Source organism: Erwinia sp. HDF1-3R (assembly GCF_039621855.1).
GTDB lineage: Bacteria > Pseudomonadota > Gammaproteobacteria > Enterobacterales > Enterobacteriaceae > Erwinia.
Map to the genome: position 1 here is coordinate 109,979 of NZ_CP155071.1, position 16,112 is coordinate 126,090.

At 54.0% G+C, this 16,112-nt stretch carries 16 protein-coding genes and 2 pseudogenes; 4 read left to right on the forward strand and 14 right to left on the reverse strand.

All coding sequences use genetic code 11. From position 1 onward, the window contains the following. Positions 1–16: 16 nt before the first annotated feature. Both yhjD and AAGR22_RS00535 read right to left on the reverse strand, forming a co-directional pair. Positions 17–1,021: an inner membrane protein YhjD gene (yhjD, locus tag AAGR22_RS00530; protein WP_067709358.1), complete on the reverse strand. Its 1,005-nt coding sequence runs from the start codon at positions 1,019–1,021 to the stop codon at positions 17–19. Between the two features lie 59 nt (positions 1,022–1,080). Continuing rightward, positions 1,081–1,980 (reverse strand): LysR family transcriptional regulator, encoded by a 900-nt coding sequence (locus tag AAGR22_RS00535; RefSeq protein ID WP_345829684.1) that lies wholly within the window; start codon positions 1,978–1,980, stop codon positions 1,081–1,083. Between the two features lie 115 nt (positions 1,981–2,095). Here AAGR22_RS00535 and AAGR22_RS00540 point away from each other — a divergent pair, with 115 nt between their 5' ends. Both AAGR22_RS00540 and AAGR22_RS00545 read left to right on the forward strand, forming a co-directional pair. Then, entirely contained in the window at positions 2,096–2,854 is a 759-nt protein-coding gene (locus AAGR22_RS00540; protein WP_345829686.1) for an SDR family oxidoreductase, read from the forward strand. A gap of 97 nt (positions 2,855–2,951) precedes the next feature. Then, on the forward strand, positions 2,952–3,575 hold the full coding sequence (locus AAGR22_RS00545; RefSeq protein ID WP_067709364.1) for a glutathione S-transferase: 624 nt from the start codon (positions 2,952–2,954) through the stop codon (positions 3,573–3,575). 33 nt (positions 3,576–3,608) lie between these two features. On the opposite strand, the gene AAGR22_RS00550 is transcribed toward AAGR22_RS00545, so the two are convergent. The 3 genes from AAGR22_RS00550 to AAGR22_RS00560 are packed head-to-tail and all read right to left on the reverse strand — an operon-like array spanning position 3,609 to position 4,574. Further along, a complete protein-coding gene (locus AAGR22_RS00550; RefSeq protein WP_345829689.1) occupies positions 3,609–3,866 on the reverse strand; it encodes a bacteriocin immunity protein in 258 nt (85 codons plus the stop codon). Between the two features lies 1 nt (position 3,867). Further along, a complete protein-coding gene (locus AAGR22_RS00555) occupies positions 3,868–3,999 on the reverse strand; it encodes a hypothetical protein (RefSeq protein ID WP_345829691.1) in 132 nt (43 codons plus the stop codon). Between the two features lie 5 nt (positions 4,000–4,004). Further along, positions 4,005–4,574 carry an S-type pyocin domain-containing protein gene (locus AAGR22_RS00560; protein ID WP_345829693.1) on the reverse strand — a complete coding sequence of 190 codons (570 nt, stop codon included), beginning with the start codon at positions 4,572–4,574 and terminating at the stop codon, positions 4,005–4,007. Between AAGR22_RS00560 and AAGR22_RS00565 the strand changes: the two genes are divergently transcribed. After that, the gene (locus AAGR22_RS00565) at positions 4,525–4,662 is read left to right on the forward strand and encodes a hypothetical protein (protein WP_345831645.1); all 138 of its coding nucleotides are present in this window, start codon (positions 4,525–4,527) and stop codon (positions 4,660–4,662) included. The two genes, AAGR22_RS00560 and AAGR22_RS00565, sit on opposite strands and share 50 nt — an antisense overlap. 33 nt (positions 4,663–4,695) lie before the next feature. Here the strand turns inward: AAGR22_RS00565 and AAGR22_RS00570 are convergent, their stop codons facing one another. The 5 genes and pseudogenes from AAGR22_RS00570 to AAGR22_RS00590 form a co-directional block, all read right to left on the reverse strand. Further along, positions 4,696–4,953 carry a bacteriocin immunity protein gene (locus tag AAGR22_RS00570; RefSeq protein WP_345829695.1) on the reverse strand — a complete coding sequence of 86 codons (258 nt, stop codon included), beginning with the start codon at positions 4,951–4,953 and terminating at the stop codon, positions 4,696–4,698. A gap of 1 nt (position 4,954) precedes the next feature. After that, positions 4,955–6,391 carry an S-type pyocin domain-containing protein gene (locus AAGR22_RS00575; RefSeq protein WP_345829697.1) on the reverse strand — a complete coding sequence of 479 codons (1,437 nt, stop codon included), beginning with the start codon at positions 6,389–6,391 and terminating at the stop codon, positions 4,955–4,957. A 551-nt stretch (positions 6,392–6,942) separates the two neighbouring features. Continuing rightward, positions 6,943–7,116: pseudogene (locus tag AAGR22_RS00580) on the reverse strand (transposase); the annotation flags it as partial. A 134-nt stretch (positions 7,117–7,250) separates the two neighbouring features. After that, positions 7,251–7,455, reverse strand: a pseudogene (locus AAGR22_RS00585) (ISL3 family transposase); the annotation flags it as partial. A gap of 274 nt (positions 7,456–7,729) precedes the next feature. Beyond that, complete coding sequence (locus tag AAGR22_RS00590; RefSeq protein ID WP_067709459.1) at positions 7,730–9,166, reverse strand: PLP-dependent aminotransferase family protein; 1,437 nt, start codon at positions 9,164–9,166, stop codon at positions 7,730–7,732. A 151-nt stretch (positions 9,167–9,317) separates the two neighbouring features. Between AAGR22_RS00590 and AAGR22_RS00595 the strand changes: the two genes are divergently transcribed. After that, positions 9,318–9,902 (forward strand): LysE family translocator, encoded by a 585-nt coding sequence (locus tag AAGR22_RS00595; protein ID WP_067709373.1) that lies wholly within the window; start codon positions 9,318–9,320, stop codon positions 9,900–9,902. Between the two features lie 36 nt (positions 9,903–9,938). Here the strand turns inward: AAGR22_RS00595 and AAGR22_RS00600 are convergent, their stop codons facing one another. The 4 genes from AAGR22_RS00600 to AAGR22_RS00615 all read right to left on the reverse strand — a co-directional run bounded on the left by AAGR22_RS00600 (position 9,939) and on the right by AAGR22_RS00615 (position 16,055). After that, the gene (locus AAGR22_RS00600; protein ID WP_345829700.1) at positions 9,939–12,338 is read right to left on the reverse strand and encodes a phosphoketolase family protein; all 2,400 of its coding nucleotides are present in this window, start codon (positions 12,336–12,338) and stop codon (positions 9,939–9,941) included. A 170-nt stretch (positions 12,339–12,508) separates the two neighbouring features. Beyond that, positions 12,509–14,029 (reverse strand): malate dehydrogenase (quinone), encoded by a 1,521-nt coding sequence (mqo, locus tag AAGR22_RS00605; RefSeq protein ID WP_345831523.1) that lies wholly within the window; start codon positions 14,027–14,029, stop codon positions 12,509–12,511. Positions 14,030–14,569: 540 nt separating this feature from the next. Continuing rightward, positions 14,570–15,337 carry a triose-phosphate isomerase gene (gene tpiA / locus AAGR22_RS00610; RefSeq protein WP_067709380.1) on the reverse strand — a complete coding sequence of 256 codons (768 nt, stop codon included), beginning with the start codon at positions 15,335–15,337 and terminating at the stop codon, positions 14,570–14,572. Between the two features lie 115 nt (positions 15,338–15,452). Further along, on the reverse strand, positions 15,453–16,055 hold the full coding sequence (locus AAGR22_RS00615) for a DUF1454 family protein (RefSeq protein ID WP_067709382.1): 603 nt from the start codon (positions 16,053–16,055) through the stop codon (positions 15,453–15,455). Positions 16,056–16,112: the final 57 nt, after the last annotated feature.

Sequence of the window (16,112 nt, forward strand, 5' to 3'; positions counted from 1 at the left end):
CCCCAGCGCAGGTTCATTACGGCTTAACCGGTTTCGTCCCGACCGGCTCATCATCCTTATACTTCGCCGTGGCTATCCACGCCGCGCAGAACAGCGTCAGTCGGGCAAAGAAGTAGAAAAACGCCATCAGCCCCAGAACGGAACCAAAGGCGGCACCTGACGGGGAGGACGCCAGCTTAGGCAGCGTCAGGGTCATAATAAATTTAATCACTTCAAAACCTATCGCGGCTAAAAGCGTACCGCGAAACAGCGCCTTTTTGCGTGGTTTATGGCGGGGCAAAATCCAGAAAATCCACAAAAAGAGCAGATAGTTAGCCATGATTGAAATGGAAAGCGCTATCAGCGTCATGGCCGGACGAAGCCAGTCGATCCCATCCAGTCCCAGCGCATGCACGATGGCTTCCTGTGCCGAACCGGCAATGGAGGTGAGGGACAGGGTGATAATCAGCGCGACCACCAGACCCATCAGGGAGATAAAGTCACGCGTGTATTTGAACCAGATTTTCTCTTTATCCTGTTTGTTACGCTCCCAGACGTCTCTCGACTGGGCCAGAATCGCTTCACGCAGGTTCCCCATCCAGCTAATCCCGGAATAGAGGGCGATCAGTAATCCCGTCAGGCCGACGGTAGTGCGCTGCTGGACGGCGGTGTTAACCGTATTTTGCAGGGTCGATGCCAGGGTGGCGTCGCTGATATTACTCACAATTTTATTAATAAGCTGGGTAAGCAGATCCTGGTTGGACGCGAGCACGAATCCGATGGCGGCAAAAGAGACCATCAAAATAGGGATCAGGGAAAGGAACGAAAAGTAGGTGATTGCCGCGCCAAACTGGCTGCCCAATCGGTCGTTAAAGCGTTCCCCGGCTCTTAAGAAGTGTGCGACGGCTGGAATGGCCTGAAACCAGCTGACAAAGCGCGACACGCGCGTAATGGAGTGATCAACGGTCGCGTTGCCGGTTTTGATGTTGATCAGCGGCTTTTCTTCGTCATGCTGACGCTCTGATGAGTGATTTTCCTTCATGAAATGTTCTTCTGTAGCCCTTAAAAGTGAGTTATCTGTATGAAATTATAGACGGTCGATCAGCTAACGTAGTTTTTCATTGTCCGCGTCAGCCACTCCATAAAGACGTGCACCCGACGCGCCAGGTGACGTCGATGCGGATACAGCAGCGAAATCGGCATCGGCTTTGCGCGGTAATACGGCAGAATTTCTACCAGCTTCTTCGCTTTCACCGCTGACCGCATGGCGCATTCGGGTGCCTGGATAATGCCCAGTCCGTTCAGGCAGGCGGCACGGTAGGTTACCGTGCTGTTGACCGTCAGCGCCCCGCCCGTTTTGATAAACCGGCTGCTTTCGCCGTCAAAAAACTCAAAGCCTGGGATCTGCGTGCCCAACTGCTGGCCGTAATGCACCATGGCATGTTGGGATAGTTCTTCCAGCGTCTGCGGCGTACCAAATCGCGCCAGGTAGTCGGGGCTGGCGCAGTTGATCAGGGTCAGCGCGCCCAGCGGGCGGGCGATCAGTCCGGAGTCTTCCAGCGAGCCGACGCGCACCACACAGTCAAACCCCTCGCGAATCACGTCAACCCGACGATCATTGCTGCTCAGTTCCAGCTCAATGGCGGGATACTGCTGAAGAAATTCCGGGAGCCGGGGCAGAACATAGTCGCTGGCCAGGTTGACGGGCATATCCACTCGCAGGCGACCGCTCAGGGTCGCGGGATCGTTCTGAAATAGCCCATCCATCTCTTCCAGCGTGGCCAGAACCTCCTGACAGCGATCGAAGTAGACCAGGCCATCCTGAGTCAGCTGCACCCGCCGCGTGGTGCGGTGCAGAAGACGGGTGCCAAGGGTATTCTCCAGCGCCTGTAGCTGTCGTGAAAGGCTGCCTTTCGGTACGCCCAGACTCTCTGCGGCGCGGGTAAAGCTGCGAAGCTCTGCTACTCTGACAAAAGCCCGCATTGTGTGAATTTTGTCCATAGGATATGCCGATTGTTATTTTCTGTGAAACAGTAAAGCGCATTTGAGATTATTTATAGTTCAGGATTTACATAATATCCTGCAAATGTCCATGACAAATGAACCGGAGAAGAAAATGAACGCTAAAATCGCACTGATTACCGGCGGAAGCCGGGGATTAGGTAGAAATTCTGCCTTAAAACTCGCTAAAAAGGGTGTTGATATCATCCTGACCTGGCGGAGCGGTGAACAGGACGCACAGCGGGTGGTGGATGAAATCACCGCGCTGGGTGGGCGTGCAGCGGCTATCCAGCTGGATGTGGCCGACAGCAGTCGCTTCGACGACTTCGCAGAGAGTGTACAAAATAAACTCAGCGAGGTGTGGCAGCGCGAAACCTTTGATTATTTAATCAACAACGCCGGAACGGGCCTGCATGTAGCCTTTGTTGAAACCAGCGAAGCGCAGTTCGATGAGATGGTTAACGTCCATTTCAAAGGCCCATTTTTTCTCACGCAGAAGCTACTGCCGCTTATTACGGACGGCGGACGTATTTTGAATATCTCCAGCGGCCTGGCCCGTTTCAGTCAGCCAGGTTCCAGCGCCTACGCGGCAGTTAAAGGTGCCATGGAGGTCCTGACCCGCTATCAGGCGAAAGAGCTGGGCGCACGCGGCATTACTGTGAATATCCTGGCCCCCGGGGCGATTGAAACGGATTTCGGCGGCGGCAGGGTACGTGATAATCCTGAGGTTAACGCCTTTATCGCGGCACAGACGGCTCTGGGCAGGGTAGGACTGCCGGATGATATTGGCAATGCAATAGCACAAATTCTGAGCGACGAAAGTGGCTGGATCAACGGACAGCGTATTGAAGCTTCCGGCGGCATGTTTCTCTGATACAGCAAAGTCACCTTACGACCTGATTTGGTTAAATGCCCCGGTTTGCGCCATAGTAGAAGTTCTTTGGGAAGTCATAACCTGGGAGTATCACACTATGTTGAAAATACTGGGGCGCGCCTCATCGATTAACGTCAGAAAGGTGCTGTGGGTTTGCGATGAGCTGGATATCGCTTTTAATCGCGAGGAGTGGGGCGACGGTTTTAAGTCGCTTCAGGACCCGGCATTCAGAAAGATGAATCCTAATGGGCTGATCCCGGTGATTCAGGACGGGGATTTCATTATGTGGGAGTCCAACGCCATAATTCGCTACCTGGCTAACAGCCGGGGCGGTGACTGGATCTATCCGCAGGATCCCCGCGCGCGGGCGCCAGTCGACCAGTGGATCGACTGGCAGGCCACCGAACTCAATACCGCCTGGCGATACGCGTTTATGTCGCTGGTTCGTCACTCTCCGGCACATCAGGATGCGCGCTTGCTTGCCGCCGCCTGTAAGGGCTGGTCGCATACCATGGGGATCCTGAATCAGCAGCTGGAACGTACCCAGGCCTGGGTGGCCGGCAGCGCATTTTCACTGGCCGACATACCGGTTGGGCTATCCGTTAACCGCTGGTATGAAACCCCGTTAGACCACCCAGAACTGCCCGCCGTTAGGGCCTATTATGAGCGGCTGACTCAGCGAAAAGGCTATGCCAAATGGGGACGTAACGGCACGCCTTAACGTGAGGGCTGCACTTTTGAAACCCTGGCGGAGTCAGCCTGGTTTAAATCCCGGTTTGCCGTTAGCTGCACGCCATTCCTTCACCTCTTTTACGATACCTTCGGGACTATCTTCCCTGCTATCATCAGGGTAATAGATTAGGTCAGATCCCGAAGGGTGTTCAGATAGTTTTTCAAATTCAGCGACTAATTTATCATCTTCCTTTTCTGTCGCTCCTTCTGCCCGGCAAATTTTTTGGACAAATGCCTGAAATTCAGCTTCGGTATAATCAGAAATCGTTTTTTTTTGCATCTCACTTTTCTCCTTTATGAATTTCTATATGGCGTTTGGGTGTTGTTACGCGAATATTATCAATGAAGTACACGGCTCCATTATCTTTAATGCTTTGTACATGATGTAACTCGAACCGTTTCCTTGCTCCCACACTCTCTATTTTTTTACAAATGGAGACTTACTACTTTTTATATTCACCTGGTTCTGTTTATTAAACTGTTTACTTAACTCAGGATCTTTCCCTACTTCCAGCCAGAAGGCCTTACGGAACGCATCAAAGCTGCTGAATTCTCGCCCCAGCAATCTCTCCGCTATCTGGCCTGGGATTGGTGCGCCAGGCCCCTGCCCGGCTTTATTCAGCCAATCTGTGCCGACATTTTCACCTTTCCCACTGACCCGGCCTGGCCTGTCGCGGGGGCTACTTATTACGACATAAATGGGCACGACGCCCGTACCGGACGCATCTGGCCGCCAATAAATAAAGTCCTGCAGATGCTGCGTATTTCCTACAGGCGGTGACAGGGTGATATTACCCACCGGTTTCACATCCGTGCCAGTGTGCACCGGTGTGTTCGGAACCGGCCCCCAATTGCCCGTATCCGAAGGTTTTGCGGATTCCGGAACAGGATTTATCAGGATAGTTCGCGGCGGTGTGCCCGGCATTGCCGGAAGTCTGATGATATCCAGCCCGCTCACCGCATCGCGCACCGCATTTAGCACCGGCACCGCGGCGGGTACATTATCCCCGGTTTTCAGCAGCTTCAGTACTCAGCGAAAAGGCTATGCCAAATGGGGACGTAACGGCACGCCTTAACGTGAGGGCTGCACTTTTGAAACCCTGGCGGAGTCAGCCTGGTTTAAATCCCGGTTTGCCGTTAGCTGCACGCCATTCCTTCACCTCTTTTACGATACCTTCGGGACTATCTTCCCTGCTATCATCAGGGTAATAGATTAGGTCAGATCCCGAAGGGTGCTCGCTTAACCGCTTAAACTCCAGGATATTGTTTATATCTTCTCCTTCTGTCGTATTCTGGACGTTAATTATTTTTTCCACAAAAGCCAAAAACTCGGCTTCGGTGTAGTCAGATAACGTTTTCTTTTCCATCTTATTTACTCCCTTTATGGTTCTCAATATGACACTTCGGAGTCGTTACACGAATATTGTCAATATTATATATCTCACCATTATCTTTAATCGGTTTTACATGGTGTAACTCATATTTAACACGCCGCCCCTTTTGTTCACTCTCTTTAGGTGCGGGTGCTTTGCCAGCCCGGATATTACCCAAGTTACCTGCCTTGAACTGTTTACTTAACTCAGGATCTTTCCCTACTTCCAGCCAGAAGGCCTTACGGAACGCATCAAAGCTGCTGAATTCTCGCCCCAGCAATCTCTCCGCTATCTGGCCTGGGATTGGTGCGCCAGGCCCCTGCCCGGCTTTATTCAGCCAATCTGTGCCGACATTTTCACCTTTCCCACTGACCCGACCCGGCCTGTCGCGGGGGCCGCTTATTACGACATAAATGGGCACGACGCCCGTACCGGACGCATCTGGCCGCCAATAAATAAAGTCCTGCAGATGCTGCGTATTTCCTACAGGCGGTGACAGGGTGATATTACCCACCGGTTTCACATCCGTGCCAGTGTGCACCGGTGTGTTCGGAACCGGCCCCCAATTGCCCGTATCCGAAGGTTTTGCGGATTCCGGAACAGGATTTATCAGGATAGTTCGCGGCGGTGTGCCCGGCATTGCCGGAAGTCTGATGATATCCAGCCCGCTCACCGCATCGCGCACCGCATTTAGCACCGGCACCGCGGCGGGTACATTATCCCCGGTTTTCAGCAGCTCCAGTACCATTTCACCGTTGCGTTCAATCAGCGCGCCCCGTACCGGCAGATTGATACTCGCTGAGCCTGGATTGATTTTTCTCTGACCGGCCAGTAGCCTGGCATTTAGCGCAAACATTGCTTCCGTGTCCCGTCCCGGAACACGGTCGCTGCCTTTTCCTGCCTGGGATGAGAACAGTAAAACTGAAGCGGCAGCTGCCATCGGCCCCAGGCTACTGGCGGTCAGCAATGCTACAGCGCGGCTGACTGCTGAGGTCAGCATGCCGCCAATCTCTCCGGCAAGCGTCATCACGCCCTCTCCGGCCACCGAAAGAAGCATACTCCACTGCCCGCTGCTCAGCAGCATCGCCCCCGGAGCACTCAGCATCAGCGCAGCGGTATCAGCCTGCTCCTGCGTGTAGGCAGGCGCCGGAAGCTGCCCCGTCAGCAAAGTCACGGCCACTTTCTGCTCGGCCTTTGTGCAAAAACATATTGCCACGCCATACTCGTCGCCCCTGTCCATCACCCATGTCCAACCGAGTGCGTTAAGGTTCTTCAGATAGCAGGCTTTTGTTTGTGATTTGAACTGGAACTTGCCGTCGCCGAGGTCGGTGACGAGGGGTTCAGCAGGGTGATTTTCGGGACCCGTGGTGATGACTTTTCCAGAGGCATCGTAAGGTACACCATCTTTGTAATAGGCAGGAATTATTGACATTTTTCATCCTTTTTGTGGTATCCGGTGGCCTACACTCAGGGCATCAGGTGTACTGACCAGATAGTTCCTTTGATTTATACTGAATATAAAAGGGTCTTCTTCGATCATGGTGGCTTAGGATAAAGCGTTTTTTTATAGTTCTTAATATGCCAGGATGCTATAAGGTGTTGCCTTGATAGCCGAATTTTGATTTAAAACAATACTCCCAACCTCAACCTGATTTGATTGAAAAGGTAAAATATTATGCCAGCATGTTCTGGACTTTCTTCTTGTCTTTCCAGCCCCCAATACCCAGAGAATGTAAAGACACATATACTAGCGTTAAGCAGCAAAGAATCGGCGATTATGATGTTTCTCATTCCAGCCAGAAAGATATCCGTCCTGCTAACAGAAGCAAGGCAAATACCAGAATATCAGCAAAAGAGTTAGTATTTGCGCGTTCTCTTTTAAGAGAGCTGGGTATAACAAAAAATCCTTATCAAGATCCCACTGTGAAATCAAATAATTGTGGCATGCCTTATTTCCCAGTAATGTAGTAAAATATCCATATATCATAATGCCATATTTAGCCTGCCGTAATGAAACATTTCAGCCACCTCGAAGCGTTCTCTGTTTCGATATCCGCGCGCCTTTATCCTGAGCAGCCCTATTTTACTGTTCAGGAACTCCGCATTACCATTCGATACCCGGTTTTTCATTGCATTCAGGATGCCGTAAAGGCGCTTTGTCACCAGGTGGGCAACTTTAACCTCTCAGTCCGGCGTCCGAGCGGTTTTGATGGATGCGGGCTGCACTGATACAGGCCATATTCATGTCCATCGACAGCGTTTTTATATCATCCAGTTGATGATCTCTCAGAGCACGCATCAAGGTGACGCCATTTACGACGTTGGTGATCATGTACGGGGCAAGGTTTACCACAGGTTGGACAGGTAAGTGGAGTGTGCTCAGCAATGCCGACAATCAACGTCACTGAGCCAGATTTTTCAATCAAGAGAAAAAGATTTTACCTGTCACGCGGCTGACAGATTAAGGATATGGGCATAGAGGGACTTATCGTCCATGGCAGGCTCCTCAGAAAATCAAGACTGCCATCATAATGCCCTTAGCCTGCACAACAGGGGAATACCCATCTAAAAACAGTAAATTGGGATGCCATCTTTCGTCCTCCGGTCAGTCAAATGAGATTTTATTACGCTGGGCGTCAGGCCCGGCATACAGAAAGAAGAATCCTGATGGTCCGATCCTGGCGATTCAGGAGGGGGATTATGGGCGGCTGACTCAGCGAAAAGGCTATGCCAAATGGGGACGTAACGGCACGCCTTAGCGTAAGGCCGGCTACGGTGGGGCAATGCCGCTCATTTCACAGGCCAGCGCGCCGGTCCGCTTCAACGCATAGGTGTAGCGCTCATCAAATGGGTAACAGCAGGAGAGACGCAGCGCACTGTTGCAGCGATCGCTAAGGGTATAGAGCGCGCCGGGGGTCAGGCATATTTTCTCCTGTAGAAGCCGGTGAAACAGCTGCACGCTATCGACGTTATCCGGCAGCTCAACCCAGAAGACAAAGCCGCCGCTGGGCAGCGTTGCCCGCGTTCCCTGGGGAAAGTGCCGGGCGATGATGCTCCGAGCCTCATCAAGCTGTGCGGCATAGCGGCGGCGCAGCGTGCGCAGATGGTGGTCGTAGCCACCTGATTCCAGAAAATGGCCCAGCGTTTCTGAAAGCAGGCGCGATTCCGTCAGGGAAGAGACCGATTTCAGCCGGGCCAGCTTTCCGGTAAAGCGTCCTGCGGCAATCCATCCAACGTGGAAATCGGGTGCAACCGTTTTAGTGAAGCTGGTGCAGTAGAGAACCCACCCCTCCCGATCGAAGGCTTTTACCGCGGGTGATAGCGGCCAGCAGAATTGCAGTTCGCCGTAAAGGCCGTCCTCAATCAGCGGCACCTGATAGCGGTTGACCATCTCCGCCAGACGCTTTTTCTCCTCCAGTTTCATGCTGCATCCCAGCGGGTTTTGCACGGTCGGCATGGCGACGATAGCCTGAATGCGCCGCTCCTGGAGTAGCAGCTCCAGTGCATCCAGCGACAGGCCGAACTGGGGGTCAGTGGGGATCTCGATGACCCTCAGACCCAGGCTGGCCAGCAGGGGAAAGAGATAAAAATAGGTGGGGGTTTCAATGCCCACGCAGTCGCCGGGCTGAGTGACCGTTCGTAATGCCAGCTGGAGGGCTTCCATGCAGCCATGCGTCAGCGTGATATCTTCCAGGGTAAGGCGGATACCCAGATCCATCGATCGGCGTGCCACTTCGCGCCTCAGGCGCTCGCTTCCGGGCGGCAGCGCGTAGCGCCCAATCAGCGACGGTTCGCGACGTAGCAGCGAGGCCATGATGCGGCTGATTTTTGCCGTAGGAAAAAAATCGCTGTTTTGCGGGCAGGCGAGCGAGATGTTGGTGTAGTCCGGGTGGTTCTGCGCGGCAAAAACGGCATCAATCAGATCCAGTTTCTCACTGCTGGGAGAGCGCACCTGTGCCTGGCGGTCACCCGAGGATTTTACTGACGGTAGTACGCTACGGACGTAATAGCCTGACTGAGGACGCGCTTCGATAAGTCCGCGATCCTCCAGAATCCGGTAGGCAGCCAATACGGTATTCACGCTGAGCTGGTGATTGCTGGCACAGCGGCGAATAGCGGGCAGACGGCTGCCAGGGGGATAGGTGCCAACGTGGATCGCTTCCGCCAGCGTCTGCGCCAGCTGCTGATACAGCGTACTTTCCTGCATATCAATAATGGACACAGTTAACGCTCCCTTAAGGGGGTACAGATGGGATAATTTGCAGATTGTACTCATTACAATAGTGTAATTGTGAGTCTGTTACCATTAGCGTGCCGCTTTTATTATGGTCATCTCATTCATCTGTCGGATAGCCACTATGCTCGATCCCTCCTTTTTCAGCTATGTTACCGTGATGTCGATTACCCCAGGCCCTAATAACCTTCTGCTCGCCACCTCCGGCGTCAATTTTGGCATACGACGTACCCTGCCGATGATGCTGGGCATTATGGTCGGATGCGCAATCCAGACGGTGATCACCGGGCTGCTGCTGGAGGGACTCCTTCAGTGGATGGGAACTGTCAGAATGCCACTGACGCTGATGGGGTGTGCTTACCTGTTCTGGCTGTCATGGAAGATATTTCGCGCAGGGGTTCCTGAACTGCACGAAAAGGCCCGTCCGATGACGCTACTGGGCGGCGCGCTTTTTCAGGCGGTCAACCCCAAAGCCTGGCTGATGGCGACGAACGTCGCCCTGATGTATACCGCCAACAGCGGCATACTGGCGGTGATGATTGGGTTTATGGCGCTGAATCTGCCCTGTATTCTGGTGTGGGCCGCGCTGGGCGACAGGCTGGGGAAACACTTACAGGTGGCGTGGAAGCTGCGGTTATTCAATACCATTATGGGGCTGTCGCTGGTGATCACCACGCTGTGGATGCTGACCGAAGTCATTCATCCCTGAGCATCAGCAGGGGCGGCACATTCGCCGCCCCTGTTATTAATCGGGCGCGCCGCCCTTATCTTCGTGCGAAGGCCACTTCCAGTTGTGCACCTCCGGGATATCCTCGCCATACTCCCTTACCCAGGCATGGTGTGCCGCGAGTTTTTCCTGTAGCGCATCCAGTACGCTCCCCGCTTCTTCCTGCAATCCTGGCACGCGCAGAATGGCGTTTTGCGCCAGATGATAGCGATCCAGCTCGTTTAACACCGTCATATCGAAAGGCGTGGTGGTGGTGCCTTCCTCGTTAAAGCCGTGAACATGAATATTACGATGATTATTTCGTTGCCAGGTCAGGCGGTGGATCAGCGCCGGATAACCGTGGAAGGCGAAAATCACCGGCTTATCTGCGGTGAAGATAGTCTCCCACTCCTGCTCATCCAGCCCGTGCGGATGCTGCTCTTTCGTCTGCATCGCCAGCAGATCCACGACATTCACCACTCTGACGCGCAGGCCGGGAAGGTACTGGCGCAGCAAATCTACGGCGGCAAGCGTTTCGAGGGTGGGAACGTCACCTGCGCAGGCCATCACGACGTCGGCAGGATCCTCCGCCGTTTCATTACCGGCCCAGTGCCAGATACCCATGCCTTTTTCACAGTGTCTGATGGCCTCATCCATGGTCAGCCACTGAGGCTCAGGCTGCTTTCCGGCAACGATCACATTGATCCTGTCCCAGGTGCGCAGACAGTGATCCCCCACCCACAGCAGCGTATTGGCATCCGGCGGCAGATAGATGCGGGCGATATCGGCCTTCTTATTGGCAACATGGTCCATAAAGCCCGGATCCTGATGGCTGTAGCCATTGTGGTCCTGACGCCAGACGTGGGATGAGAGCAGATAGTTGAGCGAGGAGATCGGTTTGCGCCAGGGCAGCTTACGGGAAACTTTTAGCCATTTCGCATGCTGGTTAAACATTGAGTCGATAATGTGAATAAAGGCTTCGTAGCAGTTAAACAGGCCGTGCCTGCCCGTCAGCAAATAGCCTTCAAGCCAGCCCTGACACTGGTGTTCACTGAGGATTTCCATGACCCGTCCATCCTGCGCCAGCTGTTCGTCCCAGGGAAGGATCGCCTCCATCCAGCTGCGATTCGTCACGTCAAACACCTTACCCAGTCGGTTAGAGGCCGTTTCATCCGGGCCAAACAGGCGGAAATTTTCCGGGTTGCGGGTAAAAATCTCGCTCAGGTAGCTGGCCAGCACCGCCGTTGACTGCGCCAGCGTCTCGCCCGGCCTGTTAACCTCCACCGCATACTGACGGATATCAGGCACCTCCAACAGGTTGCGCAGTCGTCCACCGTTGGCATAAGGGGTGGAACCCATACGTTTATCCCCGGTTGGTGCCAGCGCCTGCAACTCCGGCATCAACCGGCCCGCGTCGTCGAACAGCTCATCAGGATGATAGCCTGCCATCCACTGCTGGAGGATCTCCCGGTGCGCCTCATTTTCCCGACATTCTGCCACCGGCACCTGGTGCGCACGCCAGAACCCCTCTACTTTTTTGCCGTCCACGGTTTTTGGCCCGGTCCAGCCTTTTGGGCTGCGCAAAATAATCATCGGCCAGCGGGGGACGCGCTTCTGTGCTTCACCGCGGCGTGCCGCCTGCTGAATCTGCTGAATGCGGTCGAAGGCTTTATCCAACACGTCGGCCATCTGACGATGCATCAGCTGGGGATCATCGCCGACCACAAACAGAGGTTCATATCCGTAACCGTTGAAAAGCTGCTCCAAATCGCCGTCGTCGGTGCGGCCCAGAATTGTGGGGTTGGCGATTTTATATCCGTTGAGATGCAGAATGGGTAATACAGCCCCGTCACGTACGGGATTAAGAAATTTCGTGCCGTGCCAGCTGGCGGCCAGCGGCCCGGTTTCCGCCTCGCCGTCGCCGATAACGCAGGGGACAATCAGATTGGGATTGTCGAAGGCGGCACCAAAAGCATGAACCAGTGAATAACCCAGTTCGCCCCCTTCATGAATCGATCCCGGCGTTTCAGGCGCAGCATGGCTGGGAATGCCGCCGGGGAACGAAAACTGCCGGAATAGCTTACGCATACCTTCAGCATCCTGGCTGATATCAGGGTAAATTTCGCTGTAGCTCCCCTCCAGCCAGGTGTTCGCTACCATGCCGGGGCCACCGTGTCCCGGGCCGCAGATGTAGAGCAGATCGGTATCCCGCTGGCGGATAATTCGGTTCAGGTGAGCGTAAATGAAATTCAGGCCGGGGGTGGTTCCCCAGTGGCCCAGCAGGCGAGACTTAATATGACCTGCCTCCAGGGGCTGCCGCAACAGCGGGTTGTCCAGCAGATAGATCTGCCCGACCGACAGGTAGTTAGCGGCGCGCCAGTAGCGATCCAAAAGCGTTAAATCAGGGTCTGAGACTGGCGGGTGTAAAGGCGTATCCATTAATGTCCTCCTCATTAGCGCATCAGATCAAAGCATAGACGCCTGAGTCGGGCATGCAGAGAAAGGGCGCGGGGACGGGAGCGTAACGACATAAACAGGTCGGGTGTGGCAGATAAGAGGGGGATTATGCTGCCCGGCGGGCACATGTTGCCACCGGGCGTTTCGGGGAATTACTTACCCATTGCCGTCGAGCCGGCCTGCTGCGCTTCATCGTTGGCCGCCACGGGTGGCGTATAGGCCAGCTGAAGAAGCCGGCTGGTTTCTGCCAGCACCTTCTCCGTTGCAGCGACGTTACCGTTCAGGCTCTGCCCGAGGGACGGGATCATCGTTTTCAGCGTCGACTGCCATGCCGGGGTAGCCATCTTTTCTGCGAAGACCTTTTTCATCAGCTCCAGCATAATATGCGCCGCCGTTGAAGCGCCCGGCGATGCACCCAGCAGGGCAGAAATCGTGCCATCCTGCGAAGTCACCACCTCGGTACCCAGTTTAAGTACGCCGCCTTTACCCGCCTCTTTTTTGATAATTTGCACGCGCTGCCCCGCTTTTACGCGACGCCAGTCCTCTTTTTTCGCCTGCGGTAAATAGGCCTGTAGCGCCCGGTGCCGATCGTCATCGGTCAGCATCACCTGGCCTACCAGGTATTTCACCAGATTGAAGTTATTCAGCCCAACCTGCGCCATCGGTAAAACGTTCGATGAGGTCATTGAACCAAACATATCCCACAGCGAACCCTGCTTCAGATACCGCGTAGAAAATGAGGCAAAGGGGCCAAATAGCAGAACCTGTTTACCGTCCAGCGTCCGGGTATCCAGATGCGGCACGGACATCGGCGGCGCACCCACCTCGGCTTTACCATAAACTTTGGCCAGGTGGCGGTTCACCACCTCCTGATTATCGGTGACGAGGAATTCACCGCCCACCGGAAAGCCCGCATAATCTTTCGCTTCCGGAATGCCGGAGGCCTGTAGCAGCGTCAGCGCCGCCCCGCCCGCACCGATAAAGATGTACCTGGCGCGAAGGGTTTGTTTACGCCCGCTGTTTTTCAGATCGGACAGGGTAACACGCCACATTCCGTCCCGGTCACGCTTGATATCACGCACCTCATGATGATTTTGCAGGCTAAATCCGGCGCTTTTCTTTAGCGAGGCAATCAGCTGGCGCGTGATTTCACCGAAGTTAACGTCGGTCCCCATCTCGCTGCGGGTCGCGGCAACGCGCTGATGCGCATCACGCCCTTCCATAATCAACGGGATCCATCTCTTGATCTGCTCAGGGTTTTCCGAGTATTCCATATCGCGAAACAGCGTATTTTTCTGCAGCGCGGCATAGCGTTTTTTCAGAAAGTTAACGTGTTCCTCCCCCCAAACGAAGCTCATATGAGGCACGCTGGTGATAAAGCTGCGGGGATGACTCAGCACGCCCTGCTGAACCTGATAAGCCCAGAACTGTCGGGAGATCTGAAATGCCTCGTTGATCTCGACCGCCTTCCCGATAGCCACCGTACCGTCGCTGTTCATCGGGGTGTAGTTCATCTCAGCCAGCGCAGCATGTCCCGTGCCCGCATTATTCCAGCCATTTGAACTCTCTTCCGCGACGTCATCCAGGCGCTCGACCATGCCGATGCGCCAGTTTGGCTCAAGCTGCTGGAGGTAGGTGCCCAGCGTCGCGCTCATAATGCCGCCGCCAATCATTAATACATCGACGTCGCCCCTATTTTTCTCATCAGAGGTCGCATTTGACTTGCCTGGGGCAGTGTGACAAATGGACTGGCGTTGTGCTGATTTCCGCATGATGCGACATCTCCATATGCTGAATTTTCAACATGTTATGCAGGTAATACAGGGCTGTTTCCCGGTTCAGTCTGGTCATCTGGCTGGATCCGGGGGGACGTCTTATAAAACCCACATGAATAAAATGGATTATTTAACAAGCAGTTAATGCTCTGGAAATATACCATTGTTACGAGGGAATTAAAAAATTGTTTAAAGATTAAAAGTGATAATGAAAATTCAAACAAAATTAGTAACATTTATGGGCGTTGAGAGTGTGGGCCTTGTGGACCGCCAGCAGGCGCCCAGGGGAGTGCGGATAACGCATCGGGAAACCAGGGTAACCCTGGGGATCAGAAGAGGGATGTGCGGCTAAAGCATGAAAAAAGGCTGAACAGTGAGACAAAACCGGGGGTCAGAAAATCAGGCACCCTGCTCCGTGGCCGGAGCAGGGGACGTTTATCAGGCGTTTTTCGCCGCTGCCGCTGCTTTCACAATGGCCGCAAAGGCATCTGCCTTCAGCGATGCGCCGCCAACCAGCGCGCCGTCAATATCCGGCTGGGCAAACAGCTCGGCCGCATTTTTATCATTTACGGAGCCGCCGTACTGGAGGATGACCTGGGCCGCTACAGCATGGTTTTCTTTCGCGATATGATCGCGGATAAATTTGTGTACTGCCTGAGCCTGCGCAGGCGTAGCAGATTTGCCCGTACCGATGGCCCAGACTGGCTCGTAGGCAATGACCACGCCGTTGAACGCTTCAGCACCCTGGGTTTTTAACACCGCGTCAATCTGACGTGCGCACACTTCTTCGGTTTTGCCTGCTTCATTTTCGGCTTCGGTTTCGCCGATACACAATACCGGGATCAGACCTGCCGCTTTCAGTAAGGCGAACTTCTTCGCGATAAGCTCATCGCTCTCTTTATGGTAGGTACGACGCTCAGAGTGACCGATGATAATGTACTGTGCACCGACGTCTTTCAGCATGTCCGCGGAGACTTCACCCGTGAAAGCACCGGAAAGGTTAACGTCCACGTTCTGCGCGCCGAGCACAATCTGGCTGCCAGAAAGGGCGTGTTTAGCCTGATCCAGATACATCACCGGCGGGGCGATAGCGACACCGCAACCGTCAACGCTGCTCAGCTCGTTTCGCAGGCCTGCAATCAGCTCTTTAACCACTGTTTTGCTGCCGTTCAGTTTCCAGTTACCCATAACTAATGGATGTCGCATCATATCCTCCGCGTCGCGAAATACGTTAAATTACCCTGCCGGAGCAGCGTTGTCTGCCAGACAGTATAGAGATGAAAACTATGAAAGGCTTTGCTTTTCGTCATCTTTGCCCGCGTCAGTTGGGGGTCATGGCCAGTTTTATTGGCTCGATAGCAAAGGTCAGCCCCTTATCACCGTTATCCGCAATGACATAGCGTAATGCCCCTTCGCTCTGTTCAAAGTAGCGCGATCCTTTACCCCTGTTTAGCAGGTCATCCAGACGTTTCAGGCTCAGCGCTTCGGTCAGCGTGGGCTCAAAAAAGCGCGCCAGGGCGGCCATATAAGCGCGGGCTTTATCACGTGCCGCCTTCTCATCAGGGCCAGGCACCGGCAGCCAGGTAATTTGCAGGGTTTTGACCTTACCAGTGCCCTGTTCAATGGCGGTAGAGCTATAGAGATTTTCATTGATCTTGCTGGCGGCACGGGTCAAATTACTTTTGTCCCCGCGATTGTCGATTGCCCGATACTCCGGGATCGTTAATGCTGGATTAATCGCATTATACTTTTCCCGAAACTGGCCGATAGTAAAATCAAATGTTGGCGCCCCCGCCATAAGATAGGGAGCAGTCGGCATATGCTCGGTACGATCCTGTGGCACAGGATCAGCCCAAAGCGGAGGCGCCGCCAGCGTAACGAGAAGTGTAATGCTCGTGATGAGCGCTTTATTCATGTTGTCCATCCTGAACCTTTCATTCAGACAAGATTAGAACGGACAATGGTCGGCAAAGTCAAAGCC

Coding starts and splice junctions, on each gene's coding strand:
- AAGR22_RS00535 (WP_345829684.1), bottom strand. CDS start 1,980: ATGGACAAAATTCACACAATGCGGGCTTTTGTCAGAGTAGCAGAGCTT.
- AAGR22_RS00540 (WP_345829686.1), top strand. CDS start 2,096: ATGAACGCTAAAATCGCACTGATTACCGGCGGAAGCCGGGGATTAGGT.
- AAGR22_RS00600 (WP_345829700.1), bottom strand. CDS start 12,338: ATGGATACGCCTTTACACCCGCCAGTCTCAGACCCTGATTTAACGCTT.
- AAGR22_RS00570 (WP_345829695.1), bottom strand. CDS start 4,953: ATGGAAAAGAAAACGTTATCTGACTACACCGAAGCCGAGTTTTTGGCT.
- AAGR22_RS00565 (WP_345831645.1), top strand. CDS start 4,525: ATGATATCCAGCCCGCTCACCGCATCGCGCACCGCATTTAGCACCGGC.
- AAGR22_RS00545 (WP_067709364.1), top strand. CDS start 2,952: ATGTTGAAAATACTGGGGCGCGCCTCATCGATTAACGTCAGAAAGGTG.
- yhjD (WP_067709358.1), bottom strand. CDS start 1,021: ATGAAGGAAAATCACTCATCAGAGCGTCAGCATGACGAAGAAAAGCCG.
- AAGR22_RS00590 (WP_067709459.1), bottom strand. CDS start 9,166: ATGCAGGAAAGTACGCTGTATCAGCAGCTGGCGCAGACGCTGGCGGAA.
- mqo (WP_345831523.1), bottom strand. CDS start 14,029: ATGATTGGCGGCGGCATTATGAGCGCGACGCTGGGCACCTACCTCCAG.
- tpiA (WP_067709380.1), bottom strand. CDS start 15,337: ATGCGACATCCATTAGTTATGGGTAACTGGAAACTGAACGGCAGCAAA.
- AAGR22_RS00575 (WP_345829697.1), bottom strand. CDS start 6,391: ATGTCAATAATTCCTGCCTATTACAAAGATGGTGTACCTTACGATGCC.
- AAGR22_RS00550 (WP_345829689.1), bottom strand. CDS start 3,866: ATGCAAAAAAAAACGATTTCTGATTATACCGAAGCTGAATTTCAGGCA.
- AAGR22_RS00615 (WP_067709382.1), bottom strand. CDS start 16,055: ATGGACAACATGAATAAAGCGCTCATCACGAGCATTACACTTCTCGTT.
- AAGR22_RS00595 (WP_067709373.1), top strand. CDS start 9,318: ATGCTCGATCCCTCCTTTTTCAGCTATGTTACCGTGATGTCGATTACC.